This window comes from Methylophaga sp. UBA4204 (assembly GCF_002379485.1).
Taxonomy (GTDB): domain Bacteria; phylum Pseudomonadota; class Gammaproteobacteria; order Nitrosococcales; family Methylophagaceae; genus Methylophaga.
The window spans coordinates 296-6,496 of record NZ_DFTU01000056.1; the positions used below are offsets into that span (position 1 = coordinate 296).

6 protein-coding genes, 1 tRNA gene and 1 pseudogene are annotated in these 6,201 nt (G+C 45.6%); 7 read left to right on the forward strand and 1 reads right to left on the reverse strand.

The features are described from left to right. From B3182_RS08120 to B3182_RS08145, 6 genes and pseudogenes are all read left to right on the forward strand, one after another. A pseudogene (locus tag B3182_RS08120) lies at positions 1–843 on the forward strand (ATP-dependent metalloprotease); the annotation flags it as partial. Between the two features lie 13 nt (positions 844–856). Continuing rightward, on the forward strand, positions 857–1,696 hold the full coding sequence (gene folP / locus B3182_RS08125) for a dihydropteroate synthase (protein WP_292353700.1): 840 nt from the start codon (positions 857–859) through the stop codon (positions 1,694–1,696). After that, positions 1,689–3,038, forward strand: a complete 1,350-nt coding sequence (gene glmM / locus B3182_RS08130; RefSeq protein WP_292353701.1) for a phosphoglucosamine mutase — start codon at positions 1,689–1,691, stop codon at positions 3,036–3,038. Before folP ends, glmM begins: the two co-directional genes overlap by 8 nt. 100 nt (positions 3,039–3,138) lie before the next feature. Beyond that, entirely contained in the window at positions 3,139–3,918 is a 780-nt protein-coding gene (gene tpiA, locus B3182_RS08135; protein WP_292353702.1) for a triose-phosphate isomerase, read from the forward strand. Between the two features lie 8 nt (positions 3,919–3,926). After that, entirely contained in the window at positions 3,927–4,259 is a 333-nt protein-coding gene (gene secG, locus B3182_RS08140) for a preprotein translocase subunit SecG (protein WP_292353703.1), read from the forward strand. Between the two features lie 19 nt (positions 4,260–4,278). Next, positions 4,279–4,363 (forward strand) — tRNA-Leu (locus B3182_RS08145). 110 nt (positions 4,364–4,473) lie between these two features. Here B3182_RS08145 and rarD read toward each other — a convergent pair. Continuing rightward, entirely contained in the window at positions 4,474–5,355 is an 882-nt protein-coding gene (gene rarD, locus B3182_RS08150; protein WP_292353704.1) for an EamA family transporter RarD, read from the reverse strand. A gap of 189 nt (positions 5,356–5,544) precedes the next feature. On the opposite strand from rarD, the gene B3182_RS08155 reads away from it, so the two are divergent. Beyond that, positions 5,545–6,201 (forward strand): PAS domain-containing protein (locus B3182_RS08155; protein WP_292752287.1); only part of this gene is annotated, 657 nt, incomplete at its 3' end.

Below are 6,201 nucleotides of genomic sequence, written 5' to 3' on the forward strand. Positions count from 1 at the left end.
CCAGGCTTTTCAGGTGCTGACCTTGCCAATCTGGTGAATGAAGCTGCTTTATTTGCGGCCCGCACCAACAAACGCCTGGTATCAATGGTGGATTTGGAGTTAGCCAAAGATAAAATTATGATGGGTGCTGAACGTCGCTCAATGGTCATGAGTGATAAAGAAAAAGAACTGACGGCCTATCATGAAGCCGGTCACGCCATTGTTGGGCGCAGTGTACCGGGCCACGATCCAGTGTATAAAGTGAGTATCATCCCTCGTGGTCGTGCGCTGGGTGTAACGATGTTTTTACCGATCGAAGACAGATACAGTTACACCAAACAACAATTGGAAAGTCAGATTTCAAGCCTGTATGGCGGTCGACTGGCTGAAGAAATGATTTTTGGTGCTGAAGCAGTGACTACTGGTGCCTCAAATGATATTCAGCGGGCAACAGAACTGGCACACAATATGGTCACCAAATGGGGACTATCGGACAATATGGGGCCTTTATCTTATGGTGAAGAAGAAGGCGAAGTTTTTCTGGGTCGCAGTGTTACCCAGCACAAGTCAGTATCTGATTTGACAGCTAAACAGATTGATGAAGATGTTCGTGCATTGATTACCAGGAATTATGATCGTGCCAAAAATATTCTGACTGAAAATGCTGATAAATTGCACACCATGGCAAAACTTCTGATCAAATACGAAACGATTGATAGCGATCAGATAGATGCGATCATGGAAGGACGTGAACCAGGTGCACCTAAGGGTTGGGATGATAAATCATCGACTCCACCACCATCCGCTAAAGCAGATGAAGATGGCCCGGAACCTACAGGCAAACCTGCTGATCAATTAAACTGAGAAAAGTTAAATCATGATGATGGATTTTGCGGGCAAATCTCTGGATTTGTCCGCTCCGCACGTTATGGGCATCGTCAATGTAACGCCCGACTCCTTTTCGGATGGCGGGCGTTTTTTTTCGGCTGATAAAGCCCTCGAACAAGCTCGAAAACTGGTTGCTGATGGCGCTACTATTATTGATATTGGTGGCGAATCGACTCGTCCCGGCTCTGAACCTGTTGGTGTTGAAGAAGAAATTCGCCGAGTGGTGCCTGCAATAGAAGCCATTCATGCTGAGCTTGATGTGGTTATTTCAATTGATACCATGAAGGCTGAGGTGATGCGTGCTGCAGTCACTGCTGGAGCGAGCCTGATAAACGATGTAAATGCATTGCGTGGTGATGGGGCATTACAGGCAGCTGCAGAACTGGGCGTGCCGGTGTGCCTGATGCATATGCAGGGCTCACCTCAAACCATGCAACAACAGCCCCACTATTCCGATGTGGTCAGTGAAGTAAATGAATTTCTGTCTGAGCGGGTTGCTGCCTGTGAAGCAGCGGGAATCTCGCGTTCAAAGATTATTCTGGACCCGGGATTTGGCTTTGGTAAAAATGCCCGTCATAATCTGCGATTAATGAAGCATCTATCGGTGATAACGGAATCGGATCTGCCTGTGCTGGTCGGCGTTTCACGAAAATCCATTATCGGTGCGATGCTCAATATATCGGTTGAAGAACGATTGGCGGGAAGCCTGGCTCTGGCATCGATAGCGATATGGCAAGGCGCAAAGATCATACGCAGTCATGATGTCCGGGAAACCGTACAGGCAGTCCGATTGTGTGAACATGTAATGCAGGTTAACGATTTTGACTGAACAAAAACGACGTTATTTTGGTACTGATGGCATCAGAGGAAGAGTAGGCGATGGCGCCATTACACCTGACTTTGTATTAAAACTCGGCTGGGCGATTGGACGTGTGTTGGCGAAGGAACGTAACAGCAAGGTTTTGATCGGTAAAGACACCAGAATATCCGGTTATATGTTTGAATCCGCATTACAGGCAGGCCTTTCAGCCGCTGGTGTAGATGTATATTTAATGGGGCCAATGCCAACCCCCGCAGTAGCTTATCTAACCCGCACATTTCATGCCCAGGCAGGCATTGTAATCAGTGCCTCGCATAATCCCTATCATGATAATGGCATTAAATTCTTCTCTGATAAGGGAACCAAGTTACCGGATTCAGTTGAACTGGCGATTGAGGCAATGCTTGACCAGCCGATTAGAACGGTTGATTCTGCCTATTTAGGCAAGGCCCACCGTATTGCTGATGCTGCAGGACGTTATATTGAGTTTTGTAAAAGCACCATTTCGACTGGGGTTGATTTATCCAATCTGAAAATTGTGGTGGATTGCGCTCATGGTGCCACTTATCACATCGCACCAAACGTATTCCGTGAACTGGGTGCCGAAGTCATTTTGATGGGCGCCGAGCCGGATGGTCTGAATATCAATCAGAATTGTGGTTCGACTGAACCGCGATTACTGCAAGCCAGCGTTCTCGAGCATAAAGCTGATTTGGGTATTGCTCTGGATGGCGATGGTGACCGCCTTATCATGGTGGATCATCAGGGCGAGCTGGTAGATGGTGATGATATTCTGTTTATCATTGCCCGTGGAAGACAACGTGTTGGTCTGGATAGAGGCCATGTGGTCGGTACACAGATGTCGAATCTGGGATTGCAACATGCCTTGGAAAAACACGACATTATTCTGCATCGGGCAAATGTCGGTGATCGTTATGTGATGGAGAAGCTGCAACAGGTTGAAGGACTGATTGGTGGCGAGGCCTCAGGACATATTATCTGTCTGGATAAAACCAGCACGGGGGATGGTATTGTTGCAGCATTGCAGGTACTGGCTGAAATCCAGCAAACGGGTAGCAGCCTGCATGAACTGTGCTCTGCTGTCATAAAATATCCACAACGTCTTGTTAATGTACGTATTGATAAGCTGGTTAATTTACGGGATTATCCGGAAATTCAAACGGCTGTAGAAGAAGTGGAGAAAACACTTGGTCAGGAAGGGCGAGTGCTGCTGAGAGCTTCCGGAACAGAACCGGTTATAAGAGTAATGGTTGAGGGGCACGATGCAACCCGCACGAACCAGTTAGCCAAGTCTCTGGCCGAACAAATTGAGATAATATTACAACGTTAGATAAGTAATTCTATGCCAACAGAGTGAGCGGAGAGGACATTGCTTTATCTTCGGTCTGTCGGTACCCTTTATAATTAATTCTTATTGAGAGTAGGTGTCTGTGCGCAAACCGCTGGTCGCTGGTAACTGGAAAATGAACGGCTCTAGCGCAAGCAACAAATTGTTGCTTGATGCGATACTGGCGCAAAGAGACTCCTTTGCTTCAGTTGATGTCGCTTTATTCCCTCCTGCACTATATATACAACAGGTTCAGTCTGCTTTATCCGGTACAGGAATGTATTGGGGGACGCAAAATGTGTCGCAATTTGATTCTGGTGCTTATACCGGTGAAATTTCAGCGGCAATGTTGCATGACTTTAGTTGTCAGTATGTGTTGATTGGTCATTCCGAACGACGTTGCCTGTATGCAGAGCTAAATCTGGATCAGGTTTTTCTTGATCATATCATCGCAGAAAAATATGAAATGTCCGTCAAGCATGGCATTACCCCCATTATCTGTATTGGTGAAAGCCCGGAAGAACACTCCATGGGCCGCACCGAAGAAATGGTGGCACGCTTGATGGATATAGTGATTGCGCAACAAGGGGTCAAAGCGCTGTCAAAAGTGGTATTGGCATATGAACCTGTCTGGGCAATCGGAACAGGTAAGACAGCCAGCCCGGAATGGGCGCAGGATGTACATTCGTTCATGCGTCAGCGGGTGGCAAAACATGATGCGAATATTGCCGCATCACTCAGAATACTTTACGGCGGCAGCGTAAAAGGTAATAATGCTGCTCCATTATTTGCCAAGCCCGATATTGATGGTGGATTAATCGGCGGCGGCTCTAGAGATGCCGATGAATTTGTAAAAATCTGTCAGGCTGCAGTTCAAAATTAGGAAGTTAAATGGATGCGTTGATTCTGGTGGTTCACATTGTGATCTCACTATTGTTAGTTGGTTTGATCTTAATCCAGCACGGTAAAGGTGCTGATGCCGGTGCTGCATTTGGCGGCGGTGGCAGTGGCGGCGGTGGGGCTTCTTCAAGCCTGTTTGGGAGTCAGGGCTCTGCATCTTTCCTGAGTCGTAGCAGCGCCATTCTGGCCACAGTATTTTTTATTACCAGTCTGACATTGGCTTATCTTGCTGGTAACGCTGATCGTGTTCAGAGTGTTACTGACTCAGTGGTAATTGAACAGCCTGCAGAAGAAAGTCCTGCGGATCTCCCAGACTTTCCATAAAAATCCCTCACAGTTAATTGCCGTCGTGGTGAAATTGGTAGACACGCTATCTTGAGGGGGTAGTGCCTTAGGGTGTGCCGGTTCGACTCCGGCCGACGGCACCAATATATAAAAACCCGCCAGTGAATAAAATCGCTGAGCGGGTTTTTTATTTTTGAATATAATCGGCAAATTCCAAATTGTTAGCCCAATAAGTCGATTTATAGAAAGCGTATTATTGGTGATTAACCTGTCGACGATGCTTTTTCCACATACCTGCAATAAAGAATATTAACGCTATCCAGATTAATCCAAAGGTTATCAGCCTTTCCGGTGGGTAGGCTTCTTTGAGCACAAAAACACCAATCACAAATTGAATTGTCGGGTTGATGTACATAATAAACCCCACTACTGATAAATCGACTCGACTGGCCGCCATGGCAAATAGAACCAAAGGCAGAGCAGTGAGAAAACCTGAACCAATAAGTAGCAACGTTAATTGTGAGCTCTCACCAAATGCGAGATTGTAATCAACGTTTGTTGATTGCCAAAGGATCCAGAACAGCGCAACAGGGGCCAACCATAAGGTTTCAATGGTCAAGCCGTTTACGCCATCGACAGGATGTTTTTTTCGAATGAGTCCATAAAGTGCAAATGCCAGGGCCAACGATAAGCCTACCCATGGAATGCTCCCCAGGCTGACCCATTCCCACAAAACCGCAATTGTGGCCAGCACCCCGGCCCATGCCTGTAAAGGATGCAGCTGTTCTTTAAGTAACCATCTCGCCAATAACAGACTCATTACCGGGGTAATGAAATATCCCAGGCTGGCTTCTAGCACACGATGCTGTGAAACTGCCCAGATAAATATCAACCAATTTACCGCAATAAGTAATGATGATAACGCCAGCCACAATAATAATTTTTTATCGGCAAAAGTCTTAATCAACTTACGGCCGCGGCCCAGTAAAAGGCCTACCACCGTGGTGGCAAGTAAAGACCAGAGAATTCGGTGCGACAACACTTCAACGGCTGATACGCTATTGAGATAACTGAAATAAAGTGGGAAGCTGCCCCAGATAACGTATGCAGCAATGGCGAAAATCAGTCCATACATAAAGTAAATCGCTTAAAGATAATGTTATTGATGACCTTGGCTAAAAGGCTTGAGGTTGTACATATTAACGAAATGGCTATGCTAGGGTCTTTTTAAGTAATTAAACCCATGAACGATACTTAAAAGAGTATGGTTACAAAAAATATAAACGTAATAATTAAGATGGTATGAATTGGATAGGTAGACCGGGTGTTAAGCAATAAACTCAACCAATTGCAGAGTCGACTTAATAAGTCTCGAAGAGCAGGATATCTTGCACCACTGCGAATTGCATTGTTTTATGCCATTTTTGCCACATTATGGATTATTTTTTCAGATCAACTTATAGAACGGTTCACCCGAGATCCCCTGTTATTGTCACGTTTACAAACATACAAGGGATTACTGTTTGTCACTATCACGACCATCCTGGTCTGGTTGATGACCCAACGTTCATGGTTATCGCAAAATAAACTTATTGCTGCATTGCAGGATAGTCAATCAAGGTTATGTTTGATCTTTGATAATGTGTCATGCGGGATACTGGAATGCGATCTGCAAGGGCGAATTACTTTCAGTAATCAAGCCCATCATGAGATTCTGGGCGTTAAACCTAATGAGTTGATCGGATCCCATATCTGGGATTATCAACCGGATGAAACCACTCAACAGCAATTTAAACGATTGTTCGATAATTTGGTGATCCATCAGCCATCACCAGATTTAATGGTTACCACCAATCTTAGCCAGCAAGGTCAGCAAAAAATTCTGGAATATAGCTGGGACTATATTTATGACGAGCTGGGTGATTTGACGGGGCTAATTGCCGTTATTTCTGACATTACCACACGTAAACAGCAGGAAGAA